The sequence below is a fragment of the Brachybacterium sp. B718/18 genome, assembly GCF_055454375.1.
In genome coordinates, this window is sequence record NZ_JBVDDO010000001.1 from 122,619 (window position 1) to 135,962 (window position 13,344).

The 13,344-nt window shown below is 72.6% G+C and carries 16 protein-coding genes and 2 tRNA genes; 12 read left to right on the top strand and 6 right to left on the bottom strand.

What is annotated here, in order from left to right; translation table 11 throughout:
* Positions 1 to 51 precede the first annotated feature (51 nt).
* Together ACZCAH_RS00655 and ACZCAH_RS00660 are read left to right on the top strand one after the other, a co-directional pair.
* Positions 52 to 429, top strand: a complete 378-nt coding sequence (locus ACZCAH_RS00655) for a DUF3039 domain-containing protein (RefSeq protein WP_329745218.1) — start codon at positions 52 to 54, stop codon at positions 427 to 429.
* 126 nt (positions 430 to 555) lie between these two features.
* A complete protein-coding gene (locus tag ACZCAH_RS00660; protein ID WP_464339794.1) occupies positions 556 to 2,346 on the top strand; it encodes a DEAD/DEAH box helicase in 1,791 nt (596 codons plus the stop codon).
* A 75-nt stretch (positions 2,347 to 2,421) separates the two neighbouring features.
* On the opposite strand, the gene ACZCAH_RS00665 is transcribed toward ACZCAH_RS00660, so the two are convergent.
* The gene (locus ACZCAH_RS00665) at positions 2,422 to 3,801 is read right to left on the bottom strand and encodes a nicotinate phosphoribosyltransferase (protein ID WP_464339256.1); all 1,380 of its coding nucleotides are present in this window, start codon (positions 3,799 to 3,801) and stop codon (positions 2,422 to 2,424) included.
* Positions 3,802 to 3,913: 112 nt separating this feature from the next.
* On the opposite strand from ACZCAH_RS00665, the gene clpS reads away from it, so the two are divergent.
* The 6 genes from clpS (at position 3,914) to rdgB (ending at position 8,047) form a co-directional block, all read left to right on the top strand.
* The gene (gene clpS, locus ACZCAH_RS00670; RefSeq protein WP_329745221.1) at positions 3,914 to 4,237 is read left to right on the top strand and encodes an ATP-dependent Clp protease adapter ClpS; all 324 of its coding nucleotides are present in this window, start codon (positions 3,914 to 3,916) and stop codon (positions 4,235 to 4,237) included.
* Positions 4,237 to 4,869 (top strand): DUF2017 family protein, encoded by a 633-nt coding sequence (locus tag ACZCAH_RS00675; RefSeq protein WP_464339257.1) that lies wholly within the window; start codon positions 4,237 to 4,239, stop codon positions 4,867 to 4,869. The genes clpS and ACZCAH_RS00675 overlap by 1 nt, the downstream gene beginning before the upstream one ends.
* 178 nt (positions 4,870 to 5,047) lie before the next feature.
* Positions 5,048 to 5,860 (top strand): glutamate racemase, encoded by an 813-nt coding sequence (gene murI / locus ACZCAH_RS00680; RefSeq protein ID WP_464339258.1) that lies wholly within the window; start codon positions 5,048 to 5,050, stop codon positions 5,858 to 5,860.
* Entirely contained in the window at positions 5,857 to 6,639 is a 783-nt protein-coding gene (locus ACZCAH_RS00685; RefSeq protein WP_329745224.1) for an MBL fold metallo-hydrolase, read from the top strand. The genes murI and ACZCAH_RS00685 overlap by 4 nt, the downstream gene beginning before the upstream one ends.
* A gap of 20 nt (positions 6,640 to 6,659) precedes the next feature.
* Entirely contained in the window at positions 6,660 to 7,418 is a 759-nt protein-coding gene (gene rph / locus ACZCAH_RS00690; protein WP_464339259.1) for a ribonuclease PH, read from the top strand.
* A complete protein-coding gene (rdgB, locus tag ACZCAH_RS00695; protein WP_464339260.1) occupies positions 7,415 to 8,047 on the top strand; it encodes an RdgB/HAM1 family non-canonical purine NTP pyrophosphatase in 633 nt (210 codons plus the stop codon). The genes rph and rdgB overlap by 4 nt, the downstream gene beginning before the upstream one ends.
* Positions 8,048 to 8,086: 39 nt before the next feature.
* Here the strand turns inward: rdgB and ACZCAH_RS00700 are convergent, their stop codons facing one another.
* The 3 genes from ACZCAH_RS00700 to ACZCAH_RS00710 all read right to left on the bottom strand — a co-directional run bounded on the left by ACZCAH_RS00700 (position 8,087) and on the right by ACZCAH_RS00710 (position 9,596).
* A complete protein-coding gene (locus ACZCAH_RS00700; RefSeq protein WP_329745227.1) occupies positions 8,087 to 8,626 on the bottom strand; it encodes an NUDIX hydrolase family protein in 540 nt (179 codons plus the stop codon).
* A 97-nt stretch (positions 8,627 to 8,723) separates the two neighbouring features.
* Positions 8,724 to 9,386, bottom strand: a complete 663-nt coding sequence (locus ACZCAH_RS00705; protein ID WP_464339261.1) for a histidine phosphatase family protein — start codon at positions 9,384 to 9,386, stop codon at positions 8,724 to 8,726.
* A 128-nt stretch (positions 9,387 to 9,514) separates the two neighbouring features.
* A tRNA-Leu gene (locus tag ACZCAH_RS00710) sits at positions 9,515 to 9,596 on the bottom strand.
* Between the two features lie 157 nt (positions 9,597 to 9,753).
* On the opposite strand from ACZCAH_RS00710, the gene ACZCAH_RS00715 reads away from it, so the two are divergent.
* Together ACZCAH_RS00715 and ACZCAH_RS00720 are read left to right on the top strand one after the other, a co-directional pair.
* Complete coding sequence (locus ACZCAH_RS00715) at positions 9,754 to 10,509, top strand: SDR family oxidoreductase (RefSeq protein WP_464339262.1); 756 nt, start codon at positions 9,754 to 9,756, stop codon at positions 10,507 to 10,509.
* A gap of 56 nt (positions 10,510 to 10,565) precedes the next feature.
* Positions 10,566 to 11,042, top strand: coding sequence for a hypothetical protein (locus ACZCAH_RS00720; RefSeq protein ID WP_464339263.1), 477 nt, complete (start codon positions 10,566 to 10,568; stop codon positions 11,040 to 11,042).
* A 90-nt stretch (positions 11,043 to 11,132) separates the two neighbouring features.
* On the opposite strand, the gene ACZCAH_RS00725 is transcribed toward ACZCAH_RS00720, so the two are convergent.
* Positions 11,133 to 11,552, bottom strand: a complete 420-nt coding sequence (locus tag ACZCAH_RS00725; RefSeq protein ID WP_464339264.1) for a YchJ family protein — start codon at positions 11,550 to 11,552, stop codon at positions 11,133 to 11,135.
* A gap of 46 nt (positions 11,553 to 11,598) precedes the next feature.
* On the opposite strand from ACZCAH_RS00725, the gene ACZCAH_RS00730 reads away from it, so the two are divergent.
* Positions 11,599 to 12,054 (top strand): GNAT family N-acetyltransferase, encoded by a 456-nt coding sequence (locus tag ACZCAH_RS00730; RefSeq protein WP_464339265.1) that lies wholly within the window; start codon positions 11,599 to 11,601, stop codon positions 12,052 to 12,054.
* Between the two features lie 7 nt (positions 12,055 to 12,061).
* Here the strand turns inward: ACZCAH_RS00730 and ACZCAH_RS00735 are convergent, their stop codons facing one another.
* A complete protein-coding gene (locus ACZCAH_RS00735) occupies positions 12,062 to 12,958 on the bottom strand; it encodes an NAD-dependent epimerase/dehydratase family protein (RefSeq protein WP_329747925.1) in 897 nt (298 codons plus the stop codon).
* A gap of 230 nt (positions 12,959 to 13,188) precedes the next feature.
* Here ACZCAH_RS00735 and ACZCAH_RS00740 point away from each other — a divergent pair.
* Positions 13,189 to 13,262, top strand: a tRNA-Lys gene (locus ACZCAH_RS00740).
* The last annotated feature ends 82 nt before the right edge of the window (positions 13,263 to 13,344 follow it).

The window sequence follows — 13,344 nt, forward strand, 5'->3', positions numbered from 1 at the left end:
CGCTAGTCTCGACGTGTCTCGAGAGATCGACCCCTGACCCCGGGAGCAGCCATGTCCTCCACCTCTGATCCGTCCCGCCTGGACCCGTACAGCGACCAGCCCGGTGCCGCGCCCGGCAGCACCGCCGTGCTGGACCGGCAGGTCCAGGAGCGGGAGCAGACCACCGACGACGGCGATCACGACCGGTTCGCCCACTACGTGCGCAAGGACCGGATCACGCAGGCCGCGCTCGACGGCACCCCGGTGATCGCCCTCTGCGGCAAGGTGTGGGTGCCCGGCCGCGACCCGAACAAGTACCCGGTCTGCCCGGAGTGCAAGGAGATCTACGAGGGCCTGCGCGAGCCCAACGACGGCGGGAACGGCGCGGGCGGCTCCGGTGGCAAGGGCGGGGGCGGCGGCTTCCGCGGTCTCTTCGGCGGGCGCCGCTGACCCCGGCCGGCGACGCTCTCTCCCACCCCTCCGCCCGACACGCCCGGGGGACTTCCTCACATCCCTCGCGCGGGCGGGTCGTCGGTCCTCAGCGGTACGGTGGAGCACGCTGTGACAACACCATCCCTGTTCTCCACCGGCGATCCCCGTCGGCCCTCCGAGGCCGCCGCGCGATCGCTCCCCGTCGCCTACCCCGAGCGCGCCGCCTGGGGCACGGTCCCGAAGCTCCGTGCCTGGCAGGCGGAGGCTCTCGACCTCTATCGCCGCACCGCGCCGAAGGACTTCCTCGCGGTCGCGACGCCCGGCGCGGGCAAGACCACCTTCGCGCTCCAGATCGCCGCGGGCCTCCTCGCGGACGGGACGGTCCGGAGGATCACCGTGGTCGCCCCGACCGAGCACCTGAAGACTCAGTGGGCGGACTCCGCGGCGCGCGTCGGCATCTCCCTGGATCCGAACTTCTCGAACGCCCAGGGCACCCACGGCGCCCATTACCAGGGGGTCGCGATCACCTACGCGCAGGTCGGCATGGCCCCCGCCCTGCATCGCGCCCGCACCGAGGCCGATCGCACCCTGGTCATCCTCGACGAGATCCACCACGCCGGTGACTCCCTCACCTGGGGTGACGGGGTCCGGGACGCCTTCGATCGGGCCACCCGCCGCCTGTCGCTGACGGGAACACCGTTCCGCTCGGACTCCTCGCAGATCCCCTTCGTCACGTACGAGGAGGACGGCGAGGGCTTCTCCCGCTCGAAGGCGGACTACACCTACGGGTACGGGGAGGCGCTGCGCGACCACGTCGTCCGCCCCGTCCTGTTCATGACCTATTCGGGGCGCATGCACTGGCGCACCAAGACCGGCGACGAGGTCTCGGCCCAGCTCGGCGCCCTCGAGACCAAGGACATCACCCAGCAGGCCTGGCGCACGGCGCTCGATCCCCAGGGCGAGTGGATCCAGTCGGTGCTCTCCGCCGCGGACCGCCGGCTCACCGAGGTGCGCCGTCACGTGCCGGACGCCGGCGGGCTCGTCATCGCGACCGACCAGAAGGCCGCCCGCTCCTACGCGGAGACGCTGCGCGAGCTGTGCGGGGAGGCGCCCACGGTGGTGCTCTCGGACGACGCGGGCGCCGGCAAGCGCATCGAGGACTTCTCCGCCTCCAAGGACCGCTGGATGGTGGCGGTGCGCATGGTGTCCGAGGGCGTCGACGTGCCCCGCCTCGCCGTCGGCGTCTACGCCACCTCGACCGCGACGCCCATGTTCTTCGCGCAGGCGGTAGGTCGCTTCGTCCGTTCGCGGACCCGTGGCGAGACCGCGAGCGTCTTCCTGCCGACGGTGCCGATCCTCATGGCCCACGCCGCGGCGATGGAGGAGGAGCGCGACCACGTGCTCGATCTCCGCCCCGCCGAGGGCGATGCCGAGACGGGGCTCGACGAGTCGCTGATCGAGGAGGCCAATCGCAGCGAGCGCGCCTCCGATCAGCTGGAGATGAGTTTCGAGGCGCTCGAGTCGCAGGCTTCCTTCGACCGGGTCCTCTTCGACGGCGGCGAGTACGGCGCGGGCGGCATGATCGGCTCGGAGGACGAGCAGGAGTTCCTCGGCATCCCCGGTCTGCTGGATGCGGACCAGATGCGCGCCGTCCTCCAGCAGCAGCAGGCCGAGCAGCAGGCGCGCCGCCGCCGCAACGGCACCGTGCAGGCTCCCGTCACCCCCGGCGTGGTCGACCATCGTCGGCTCATGGACCTGCGCAAGGAGCTCTCCTCGCTGGTCTCGGCCTGGTCCAAGAAGTCGGGCTCCCCGCACGGCTCGGTCCACAACACGCTGCGCTCGCGCAGCGGCGGCCCGGCGGTCGCGCAGGCCAGCGCCGAGCAGATCCAGGCGCGGATCGACATCGTCCGCGGTTGGTTCGTCGGCCGACGCTGATCCGACCGACCGACCGACCGACCGACCGACCGACTGACCGGCCGAGCGAGCGGGAGGGGGTCGATCGCTCTGCGCTCAGCGCAGCACGCGGGCGGCCTCCGTGCCGTCGGTGACGGTGGGGATCGCGATCGGCCCGTCGGGCCCGTCGTCGGCGACCAGGCCCAGCTCGGCGACCGAGGCGCGGTGCCGCTCCCGTGCCCGCCGCACGCGCTCGGGACCGCGCAGGTCCTCGACGGGCTCGCCGTCGCGGATCAGCGGGACCTGCAGCGGGCGCAGCGAGGTGCGACCCCAGTCCGGGGAGGCGTCGGCCGAGGTCAGCTCGGCCATCAGCTCCCGTTCGAACTCGGCCACCTCGGACTCGCCGGGCAGCACCAGCTCGGCGTGCGCCCGATCCCCGACCAGCACCCGGTAGGCATGCTTGCCCGCCCCGAGCGTGGCTTTGTCCTTCGACTGCTTGCCGACGGGATGCATGAGCCCGTCGGAGCCCTCCCGCTCGACGAGCTTGTACACGAAGCCGGGGGCGGGGTGCCCGCCGCCGGTGACCAGCCGGGTGCCGACGCCGTAGCCGTCGAGCGGGGCGTCGGCGAGGTCCTCCATGCGGTGCTCGTCGAGGTCGCCCGTGGCGGTGATGCGGGTGCCGGTGGCCCCGAGGCCGTCCAGCTGGGCGCGCAGGCGGACGGCCTGCTCGGCGAGGTCTCCCGAGTCCAGCCGCACCGCGCCCAGCTCGGGGCCGGCGAGCTCGACGGCGGTGCGTACCGCCTCCTCGACGTCGTAGGTGTCCACGAGGACGGTCGTCCCGGGGCCCTGGGCGGAGATCTGGGCGGAGAAGGCCTCGGACTCCTCGTCGAACAGCAGGGTGAAGGCGTGGGCGGCGGTCCCGGCGACAGGGATCCGGTAGTGGGCGCCCGCGGCGAGGTTCGAGGTCGAGTCGAAGCCGACGACGTACGCGGCGCGCGCGGCGGCGATCGCGGCGTCCTCGTGCACCCGTCGGCCGCCCATCTCGATGCAGGGACGGCCGCGGGCGGCGGTGACCATGCGCGATCCGGCGGAGGCGACGCCGCTGTCGTGGTTCAGGATCGAGAGCACGACGGTCTCGAGCATCACGGAGTCCTCGAAGGTGCCCTCGATGCGCAGCACGGGGGAGCCGGGGAAGTAGAGCTCGCCCTCGGCGTACCCGTGGACGTCGCCGTGGAAGCGGTAGTCGGCGAGGAAGTCGAGCGTGTCCTCGTCGAGCAGCTCGAGCCCGCGCAGGTAGCGGAGGTCCGCCGCGTCGAAGCGGAAGTCGGCGATCGCGTCGAGGACGCGGCCGGTGCCGGCGAGCGCGCCGTAGCGGCGCCCCGCGGGGAGGGAACGGGTGAACACCTCGAAGACGCAGCGACGGGAGGCGGTGCCGGCCTCGCGGGCGGCGCGGAGCATGGTCAGCTCGTAGAGGTCGGTGAGCAGGGCGGAGGTCACGCGTCCACCGTAATGGGTGCAGGGCGGGCAGGGCGTGCGCGGTCGCCGTAGAATCATCGGCATTGCCGTCCGCCGGGTCTCCGCGGGCGGCCCCGGCCGGTGAGGAGCGCGCATGCAGGACGTGGTGGCAGGAGCGGACCCGGGGACGGGGCCACTCGGCGACCTCTCTCCGGGCGCGCAGGCCACGCTCGAGGTGGACGGGCCCTGGCGCACCGTCGTCTGGAACGACCCGGTCAACCTCATGAGCTACGTGGTCTACGTCTTCCGCAGCTACTTCGGGTACTCCCACCTCGTGGCCGAGCAGCTGATGATGCAGGTGCACGAGGAGGGGCGGGCGATCGTCTCCCGCGGGTCGAAGGAGAAGGCCGAGCGGGACGTGCAGGCGATGCACTCCTTCGGGTTGCGGGCGACGCTCGAGCGGGCGGGGGAGGGCTGATGGCGCACGCATTCCGCCGTCGGCCCGACGGCACCGTCGCCTGCCGCCTGGACGGCGAGGAGAAGGCGATCCTGGCCCAGGTCGCGCAGGAGACCGCCGATCTGATCCGGGCGGATCTCGGCCTGGACCCGGAGCGGGAGGCGGTCCGCCGGGCCGCCGAGAGCGAGGATCCGCTGCGCCGGCTCGAGGCGGAGTTCGCGGGCCGGGATGCGCGGGTCCCCTCGGACAGCGCCGTCAAGCGTCTGTTCCCCGATGCGTCGGAGGATCCGGACCTGGCGCAGGAGTACCGGCGGCTCGGGCAGCAGGATCTCGCCGAGGGCAAGCTCGCGGATCTGCATCGGGTGATCGCGCTGCTGGACGGGGCGGGTCCCGGTCACGGCGAGGTCGTGGTCGAGGCCGACGAGGCCGTGGTGGTGCTCCGCGCGCTGAACGACGTGCGGATCGTGCTCGCGGACCGGTTGGGCCTGCAGCGCGACGGCGACTTCGACACCGTGCGCATGCTCCAGCAGATCGGCGAGCGGGTGGAGGACCTCCCCGAGCGGGACGACGAGATGGTCGGCTCGGACGTGGTGATCGCGGTGTACGAGCTGCTGAGCTGGCTGCAGGAAAGCCTCCTGCGGGCCTTGGACTGATCGACGTACTGGCGAGGGACGAGCCGGTAGGAGATCAGTCGATCGGAGGCAGGACTGATCGACGTCCTGGCGAGGGACGAGCACTCCTTCCTGACAACTGTCCGAATCCGTTGTGAGACTGCACCCAGTGCGTGCGCCGTCACGGCGGGACGGGGGCCGGGACACTAGCCTGTCCGGGATGAATACTGCGCCGATCGGGATCCTCGACTCCGGGGTGGGCGGGCTGACCGTGGCCCGGGCCATCCTGGACCAGTTGCCGCGCGAGGAGCTCGTCTACATCGGCGACACCGCGCACGGCCCGTACGGCCCGCGCCCGATCGCCGAGGTGCGCTCGCTGACGCTCGAGATCATGGACGATCTCGTCGGCCGCGGCGTGAAGATGCTGGTCATCGCGTGCAACACCGCGTCGGCGGCCGTGTTGCGCGATGCGCGCGAGCGCTACGACGTGCCCGTCATCGAGGTGATCCAGCCGGCCGTGCGCCGTGCCGTAACGGCGACCCGCAACCGTCGGATCGGGGTGATCGGCACCCAGGGCACCGTGAACTCGCGGGCCTACGAGGACGCCTTCGCGGCGGCCCCGGACCTGGAGATCACCACGCAGGCCTGCCCGCGCTTCGTGGAGTTCGTCGAGAGCGGCGTGATCACGGGCGAGGAGGTGCTCGAGGTCGCGGAGGAGTACCTCGCGCCGGTGCGTGCGGCGGGCGTGGACACCCTGGTGCTCGGCTGCACCCACTACCCGATGCTCGCCGGTCCGATCAGTTATGTCATGGGCCCGGAGGTCACCCTGGTCTCGTCCGCGGAGGAGACGGCGCTGGACGTCTACCGCCAGCTGCGCGGGTCGGGACTGCTGCGGGAGGACGCGCACGTGCCCCGGCACGTGTTCGCCCAGACCGCGACGGGCACGGCGGGGGAGTCCTTCGCCAGGCTGTCCCGACGCTTCCTCGGCCCGGCCCTGGACATGACGTCGACGCTCCCGGTGATCCCGGCATGAGGCTCCACGTCATCGGCTGCTCGGGCAGCTTCGCCGGCCCGGACGGCGCCGCCTCCAGCTACCTGCTGGAGCAGGAGGACGCCGACGGTCGCGTCTGGCGGGTGCTCATGGATCTCGGCTCGGGTGCCTTCGGCCCGCTGCAGTCCGTGATCGACCCCGCGGATCTCGACGCGGTGATCATCTCCCACCTCCACCCGGACCACTATCTCGACCTCACGGGTCTCGAGGTGTTCTGGGCCTACCACGAGCGGACCGACCTCCCTCAGCTGCCCATCCACGCGCCGGCACCGCTCCCGGAGCGGCTCTCGGCGGTGCTCAGCCGGGACGGCCGGATCCCCGACGGCACGGACCGGGTGCCCTTCGAGTACGGGGCGCTGACCGATGGTCAGGAACTGCGGATCGGCCCGTTCGAGATGACGGTGCGCGAGGTCCAGCACCCGGTCGAGGCGTACGGTTTCCGGATCCGCGCCGGGGGGAGCGTGCTCGCCTACTCGGGGGACACCGATGCCTGCCCGGCGCTGGACGAGCTCGCCGCCGACGCCGACCTCTTCCTCTGCGAGGCGGGGTACGTCGAGGGGCGCGACGACCGCTTCACGGGAGTGCACCTGACGGGCCGACGCGCGGGGGAGTGCGCCGCGCGCGCCGGGGCACGGTCTCTCGCGCTCACCCACATCCCCGCCTGGACCGATCCGGAGGTGCCGCTCGCCGAGGCCCGCGCCGCCTTCCCGGGGGAGATCACGATGGTGCGACCGATGGATATCCTCGAGCTGTCATCCTGACCCTCGAGGAGAGGAGCTCCGTGAGCTCGCAGACCCCCACCCCCACCGGCGACCGTGTCGACGGCCGCACCCCCGAGCAGCTGCGCGAGGTGCGCATTACGCGCGACTGGCTCGACCACGCCGAGGGCAGCGCGCTGATCGAGTTCGGCCGCACCCGGGTGCTGTGCGCCGCCTCCTTCACCGAGGGCGTGCCGCGCTGGAAGAAGGGCTCCGGATCGGGCTGGGTCACCGCCGAGTACGCGATGCTGCCCCGCTCCACCAACACCCGCTCGGACCGCGAGAGCGTCAAGGGACGCATCGGCGGGCGCACCCACGAGATCTCCCGCCTCATCGGCCGGTCGCTGCGCGCCGTGATCGACCTCGACGCGCTCGGCGAGAACACGATCCAGCTGGACTGCGACGTGCTCCAGGCCGACGGCGGCACCCGCACCGCGGCGATCACCGGCGCCTACGTGGCGCTCGCCGACGCGATCTCCTGGGGCAAGCGGCACTCTTCGATCCCGGCCGCGAAGGACGTGCTCACCGACTCGGTGAGCGCGATCAGCGTCGGCATCGTCGACGGCCGGCCGCTGCTGGACCTGGAGTACCGCGAGGACGTGCGCGCCGAGACGGACATGAACGTCGTCGTCACCGGGGCGGGCTCTTTCGTCGAGGTGCAGGGCACCGCCGAGGGCGCCCCCTTCGACCGGGCCGAGCTGGGCACTCTCCTGGACCTGGCGACCGCGGGCTGTGCGGATCTCGCCCGGATCCAGCGCGAGGTGCTGGCGGGCTCCCGATGAGCGCCGTCGAGGTTCCGGCCGGGGCGCGGGTGATCCTCGCGAGCCACAATGCGAAGAAGCTGCGGGAGCTGCAGCGGATCCTCGCGGCGGCCGTGCCCGGCCTCGCGCCGGAGCAGGTGATCTCCTCGGCGGGCATCGCGCTGCCGGACGTGGTCGAGGACGAGGTCTCCTTCGAGGGCAACGCCCTGCTCAAGGCCCGCTCCGCGGCCGCGGCGACCGGGCTGCTGGCGGTCGCCGACGACTCGGGCATCGCCGTGGATGTGCTCGGCGGAGCCCCCGGCATCTTCTCGGCCCGCTGGTCGGGTCGGCACGGGGACGACGAGGCGAACAACGACCTGCTCCTCGCGCAGCTCTCCGACGTCCCCGACGCGCATCGCGGGGCACGGTTCGTGTGCGCGGCGGCGCTGGTGGCGGCCGACGGGACCGAGCTCGTCGAGCGCGGCGAGATGACCGGGCGCCTGCTGCGGGAGCGGCGCGGGGCGGGGGGCTTCGGCTACGACCCGCTGTTCGTGCCCGACGGGCAGGAGCTCACCTCGGCGGAGCTCAGCCCCGAGGCGAAAGACGCGATCTCCCATCGCGGGCGTGCCTTCCGCGCGATCGCCCCGCACGTGGCGCGGCTGCTGGGCTGAACCGCCGGCCGGTCCTGATGGTGGGGCGGCTGGTCCGCCTCAGACCGCGCCGACGTGGGCCAGCGCCCGCCGCACGAGCAGGTCGCGGCCGCCGTTCATCTCCTCGAGCGGAGAGCTGTCCCCGAGCAGCTCGTCGATCCCGAACCAGGACAGCTCGAGCGCGTCCTCCTGCGGGGCGGTCTCCCCGTCGATCGGCACGACGTAGGCGAGGGAGATCGCGTGCTGACGCGCATCGTGGAAGGGGGACACCCCGGGGGTCGGGAAGTACTCGGCGACCGTGAACGGGACGGGGGAGACGGGGATGCGCGGCATCGCCATGGGGCCGAGGTCCTTCTCGATGTGCCGACCGATCGCCTCGCGGATCGTCTCGTGGATCAGGACGCGTCCGGAGACGATCGCGCGCACGATCTCCCCGTCACCCGAGGCGCGCAGCAGCAGCCCGACCTCGGTGACCGAGCCGTCGAGGTCGGTCCGCACGGGCACCACGTCCACGTAGGTGATGGGCAGACGCCGGCGCAGCTCATCGATGCGCTCACGCTCGAACCAGGCTCCCTCGGAGTCGACGGCGGTGCGGTTCATGGCTGCTCCTGGGGTGCGGGTGCTGCGGTCGGGATGAGAAGACGGGGACAGGGACGGGGACGGGGAGAGACGCGAGGGTCGCTCCGACGCGTGCGGGTCAGTCGCGCGCGGGCTCAAGGCCGCGCGGGCGCAGGTGGTGGTCCGGCAGGGTGAAGCGCGGTGTGCCGTCGCGGGGGACGGTGCGGGTGCGCGGGGCGAGCTCCTCGCCCGCGACCATGCTCACGGTCCAGGTCTCCTGCTCGGGGCCGGTGACCACCTCGAGCTGCGACAGGGTGCCGTTGGGGATCGAGGGCAGGTGCTCGCCGGTCACGCCGGAGAGCAGCAGCCGGATCAGGGTGCCGTGGGCGACGACCAGGAGGTTCTGGTCGGGGCGCTGGGAGGCGATCTCGTCGAGCGCGGCGGTCGCGCGATCGATCACGGACTGCGTGGTCTCGCGACCGGGGAAGGTGCGCCCCGGGTAGCGGTCCTCCATCTCGCCGACGGGGTTCCCCTCGGCGGCGCCCCAGTTGATCTCGACCAGGCGCGTATCGGTGCCGGCGAAGGGGATCGCGTGGTCCTCCGCGATGATGCGCGCGGTCTCCTCGGCGCGGGACAGGGTCGAGGAGAGGGCGGCGTCCCAGGCGATCGGCGGCAGCGCGTCCAGTGCCCGGTGCGCCTGCTCGCGTCCGGTGTCGTTCAGCGGCACGTCGCTGACGCCCTGGAAGAGTCCCTGTCGGTTGAACTCCGTCTGGCCGTGGCGGACGAGACCGAACAGGGTCATGGAGGCTCCTACGGGATGATCGCGGACGGGTCGCGCAGCGGGCCGGGCCGCTGCGGCTCCCAGGGTACAACCGCGCTGGCCACGGGCGGGGAGGCCCCGTCGGCCCGGGATCCCGGGCCGACGGACGGTGCGCGAGAAGGGACTCGAACCCTCACGCCCTCGGGCACTGGAACCTAAATCCAGCGCGTCTGCCAATTCCGCCACTCGCGCGCCGGACCAGCCTAGCCGCAGCGCGCGGAGCCGACGGGTAGGCTCGAGGGTCGGTGGCGCAGGCCGACCCGCTCGCGGAGGACTCCGCGGCGGAGCCCGGCGCCCGCCCGACCCGGACCCCGTCCCGAGCATCCGTCCCGAGAATCAGGAGACCCCCATGAGCCCCCTCGCCGGCAAGACCGCCGTCATCACCGGATCCTCCCGCGGCGTCGGCGCCGCGACCGCCGAGCTCCTCGCCGCCCAGGGCGCGAACGTCGTCATCAACTACCGCCAGAAGGTGCCCCGCGCGAACAAGGTCGTGGAGAAGATCGAGGCGGCCGGCGGCCGAGCCCTCGCCGTCGGCGCGGACCTCACCGACCCCGAGGGCGTGCGCGCCCTGATGCGCGCGGCGGTCGACACCTTCGGCTCCCTGGACCTCCTGGTCCTGAACGCCTCCGGCGGCATGGAGTCCGACCTCGGCGAGGACTACGCGATGCGGCTGAACCGCGACGCGCAGGACGATGCGCTCACGGCCGGCCTCGAGCACCTGACCGAGGGTGGCCGCGTGGTCTTCGTGACCAGCCACCAGGCGCACTTCATCGACGAGGTCGAGACCATGCCCGAGTACGAGCAGGTCGCCCGGTCCAAGCGCGCCGGCGAGACCGCGCTGACCGCCCGCATCCCCGAGCTGAGCGCGAAGGGAGTGTCCTTCGTGGTCGTCTCCGGCGACATGATCGAGGGCACCGTCACCGCGACCCTGCTCAACCGCGCTCGTCCCGGGGCGCTCGAGGCGCGTCGTGAGGCGGCCGGCAAGCTGTACTCGGTCGAGGAGTTCGCGGCCGAGGTCGCGAGGATGGCGACGGCCGACGTCGAGACCGGCCACGTCGAGCTGGTCGGCGGGGCCGAGGACTTCCTCGCCCGCGCGCAGGGCTGAGACGCCCGGCACGTTACGATTCCCCTGACGAACCGCACGAGCACCGGAGGCAAGTGGTGGCCAAGAAGCAGAGCCTGGACGACATGCGCGACGAGGCGTTCCGCCGGCAGGACAACCTCGCCGCGGACATCGACGAGCTGCTCGACCGCGTCAACCCCAAGAACGCCGTGACGCGATGGAAGAACGAGCTGCTCGGATCGGTGAAGAGTTTTTCCGAGGCCGGTGACGGGAAGACCGCCGCGACCCTCCCCGTGGTCGTCGGCGGCGTCATCGGCCTGGTCGTGATCGGTGGCGGGATCGCCGCGGCGGTGGCCCTGTCGCGCCGCGAGCCGACCCGCGGGCAGAAGGTCGCCGCGGTCATGAAGGATGCCCGCCGCGGCGCGGAACGCTCGGCGAAGAAGGCCCGGAAGACGGTCCGGACATCCTCGCTGCCGGTCCCCAAGGAAGCGGAGAAGCACGCCTCGGAGCTCGGCGCGATCCTTCAGGAGGCCGCGAAGCGCGCCGAGAAGAAGGTCGCCTCGGCCGGCTCCTGATCGCCCTCGCGGAGCTCGTACGAGACGCCTCGGTCCCTTCGGACCGGGGCGTCTCGCTGTCCGCGGCCGACGGGGCGGGGGACGGCGGGCTCAGTCGACCTCGCCGTCGACGTAGAGCCAGAGGCCGTCTTCGCGCAGGAACCGCGAGACCTCGTGCTGCTGCTCGCGGCCGGCCGGGCCCTTCGCGTGGGCGGCGAACTCGACGACCCCGGCGTCGTCGAAGGGCCCGCCCGCCTCGGTGCGGAGGATCTCGAGGCGCAGCCAGCGCCGCTCCTCGCGGAGTGAGCCCGCGAGCTCGGCCTCGTCGGGCCGGGTGCTCGGATGCCAGGAGCGCAGCAGATGCTCCACGTCGCCGGTGGCGAAGGCGGTGTAGCGGGAGCGCATCAGGGCCTGGGCCGTCGGGGCCCGGCGCGCACCACGCAGCACCGGACCGCAGCAGGCGCCGATCACCTCCCCGCTCCCGCACGGGCAGCGGGCGTCATCGGGCAGGGGAGCGGGGGAGTGGGTCATCGCCCCAGTATCCCGGCCCGTCCGGCCCCGGTGGCAGGATCGGGGCATGGCCTCGTCCGACATGACTCCCGCTGCACCCTCGCCCGCCCCGCTCCCGCCGGGCTATCAGCAGAGTGCCGAGCCGCCGACGAGCGCGGAGTACGTGCGGCTCCGGCAGATCGCCGGGCTCAGCCCGCGCACCCCGAAGCAGGCCGCCGGGGCGCTCGCGAACAGCTGGGCCTGGACCACGGTGCGCACCGCGGAGGGCGATCTCGCTGCGATGGGCCGCACGCTCGGCGACGGCACCTGGTACTTCCACCTCGCCGACATCGCGACCGATCCCGGGCATCAGCGGCAGGGGCTCGGGCGAGCCGTGATGGAGGACCTGATCGCGCGGATCGAGGCGGCGGCGCCCCCGCATCCGTACATCACCCTGCTCGCCGACCCGCCCGGGCAGCGGCTCTACCGCTCCCTCGGATTTGTCGACTCGACGCCGAGCCTCGGCATGCGCCTGCCCCGCTGAGAGCGGCTCAGCGGCGTGACCAGCCCTTGGTCGACGGACCCACCGTCGGCCGCCAGCCGGTCTCGGACATGAATCGGAGCGAGGAGACCCGCAGGGAACGGCGCTGCGTGTCGAGCCGGGTCCCGACGAGGGCCTGGGTGATCTCGGGGTAGAACTTCGCCGGCCCGGACGCGCCGGCCTCGGTGCCGAGATCCTTCGCCCAGCGGCCGCGGGTGATCGGCTCGCCACCGACGTTGTAGAAGCCGCTGCCCGCCCGCAGCGCGGCGACGAAGGCGGTGCCCGCGTCGGAGTGGTGCAGCAGGGTGATGTAGCCGTCGGGCCGGCCGAGCAGGATCGGGTCCCCAGCCCGGGTGGCGCGCAGGGCGTGGGTGGTGTGCTGATCGCGGCCGAAGAGCTGGCCGAGGCGCAGGACCACCGCGGTGCGGCCGGCGGTCGCGAAGTCGACGGCGGCGCGCATCTCCCGGACCCGCGGGCGGAAGGCCTGGTTGCGGACGCTGAGCGGGAGGTCCTCGCCGATCCAGTCGGTGCCGTTGTCCGGGTACATGAAGATCGAGGACTCCTGCACCAGGCGGCGTGCCCCGGCCTCGGCGGCCGCCTTCGCGATGGCGACCGAGGCCTCGAGGTGGAGCCGGTCGTCCTCCCGCCAGGCGAGCGGACGCAGTCCTGCCATCCCGACGGGGACGTGGGCGAGGGTGTTCATGACGACGTCGTGGCCGCGGAAGGCCCGGGCGAGGTCGGCGTGATCGAAGACGTCGGCGACGATCGCGGAGGCTCCACGCCCCTCGATGATCGGGACCCCGGAGTCGCGTCGAGTGATCCCGGTGACCTCATGGCCGGCGGCGACGAGCGCCTCGACGGCCTCCTGGCCGAGAACTCCCGTGGCACCGGTGATCGCGATCCTCACGCTGACCTCTTTCCTGAGTGCCCTGGCCGGGGCCTCGCGCGACGACTTTCCTGGATGCTCGAGTCTAGGGGATCAGCGCTGATCGGCGCGTCGACGATCGTCCCGCGCGCGTGCAGGTCCCGGGGAGGTCCACGGCGGACTGAGCGGAGCGTCGTCGCTGTTCGCTCGCTCACAGAAGGGGCGCTGCGGTTGGATGGGAGGGGACTTGGGGGTAAAGTTCTTCTCCGTTGGCGCCATTAGCTCAGTTGGTTAGAGCAGCTGACTCTTAATCAGCGGGTCCGGGGTTCGAGTCCCTGATGGCGCACCCGTGGAAGAAGCCCCCGTCGCATATGCGGCGGGGGCTTCGTCGTCGTGCGGTGCTCGGGAGCCGGAATTGTCCGCCGCAG

What these genes read in the sequence shown, in the direction of transcription:
- ACZCAH_RS00655 (WP_329745218.1), top strand. Translation starts at nt 52, where the DNA reads ATGTCCTCCACCTCTGATCCGTCCCGCCTGGACCCGTACAGCGACCAG.
- clpS (WP_329745221.1), top strand. Translation starts at nt 3,914, where the DNA reads ATGCAGGACGTGGTGGCAGGAGCGGACCCGGGGACGGGGCCACTCGGC.
- ACZCAH_RS00730 (WP_464339265.1), top strand. Translation starts at nt 11,599, where the DNA reads ATGGCCTCGTCCGACATGACTCCCGCTGCACCCTCGCCCGCCCCGCTC.
- rdgB (WP_464339260.1), top strand. Translation starts at nt 7,415, where the DNA reads ATGAGCGCCGTCGAGGTTCCGGCCGGGGCGCGGGTGATCCTCGCGAGC.
- ACZCAH_RS00700 (WP_329745227.1), bottom strand. Translation starts at nt 8,626, where the DNA reads ATGAACCGCACCGCCGTCGACTCCGAGGGAGCCTGGTTCGAGCGTGAG.
- ACZCAH_RS00725 (WP_464339264.1), bottom strand. Translation starts at nt 11,552, where the DNA reads ATGACCCACTCCCCCGCTCCCCTGCCCGATGACGCCCGCTGCCCGTGC.
- ACZCAH_RS00705 (WP_464339261.1), bottom strand. Translation starts at nt 9,386, where the DNA reads ATGACCCTGTTCGGTCTCGTCCGCCACGGCCAGACGGAGTTCAACCGA.
- murI (WP_464339258.1), top strand. Translation starts at nt 5,048, where the DNA reads ATGAATACTGCGCCGATCGGGATCCTCGACTCCGGGGTGGGCGGGCTG.
- ACZCAH_RS00715 (WP_464339262.1), top strand. Translation starts at nt 9,754, where the DNA reads ATGAGCCCCCTCGCCGGCAAGACCGCCGTCATCACCGGATCCTCCCGC.
- ACZCAH_RS00675 (WP_464339257.1), top strand. Translation starts at nt 4,237, where the DNA reads ATGGCGCACGCATTCCGCCGTCGGCCCGACGGCACCGTCGCCTGCCGC.
- ACZCAH_RS00685 (WP_329745224.1), top strand. Translation starts at nt 5,857, where the DNA reads ATGAGGCTCCACGTCATCGGCTGCTCGGGCAGCTTCGCCGGCCCGGAC.